The 715-nt window shown below is 44.9% G+C and carries 1 protein-coding gene; it reads right to left on the bottom strand.

What is annotated here, in order from left to right; genetic code table 11:
• Positions 1-715, bottom strand: a 715-nt coding sequence (locus C5470_RS22115; RefSeq protein ID WP_166291934.1) for an ISAs1 family transposase, incomplete at both ends; no start/stop codon positions are given.

The raw sequence follows: 715 nt of genomic DNA, 5'->3' as shown, positions 1-715 counted from the left end.
CCGGCTTTTTTAAGCTTATTCCTTTGACTTGGCGCACCGCAATCACATTGTTTCAGCATATTTAAAACAAAACGCCGGAATAACGCCAAATTCTCAATGGCTCCGTCCAGAACGATACGTGAATCATCTTCTTTAAAAACCACATCAAGAATATAGTGTTGGCTATTCTCAATACGCCAGTGTTGGCGAATGTAATGTCCTAATAATTTGTGTCGGGGAGAGAACGAACTCACATAGTAGGAAGTCTCAACGGTACCTTTACCATTCTTTGTCCGGTGACGCTCAACGGCAATGATGCTGCGGATTGTCGGCCATTTTTTCGCTATTTCCAGGGGAAAGGCGGCCTTTAGCTGGAATACATAACGTTCTTCCTTACGGCCATGAACCGTTTGCTTGATTTCCGTGACGATTTTCTCTTTACCCGCATCAAATACCGCTTGAAATTGTGATTGAACGGCTTCCCATAATTTGGGTTGATTTTTCTTAACCTGAACAACAACATGGGCTTTCTTTTCGCGGATTTTTTCCAGCGTTTCACGCTGGCAATGGAGCGCATCAAGCGTCACAATGCTGCCTTTAAGTTCCAGAATATCCAGCAGTTGCCGCCCCATCGCGATTTCCCCTTTTTTGTGCTCCGTGGCTTTTTGACACAAGACCAAGCCATTCTCTGTGTCATAAGCGGTGACAACCTGAAAGGCGTTTTTTGCATCATGGC

Origin of the sequence: Photorhabdus stackebrandtii (assembly GCF_011189495.1) — a bacterium.
GTDB lineage: Bacteria > Pseudomonadota > Gammaproteobacteria > Enterobacterales > Enterobacteriaceae > Photorhabdus > Photorhabdus khanii.
This window is presented reverse-complemented; position numbering and strand designations above follow the sequence as displayed.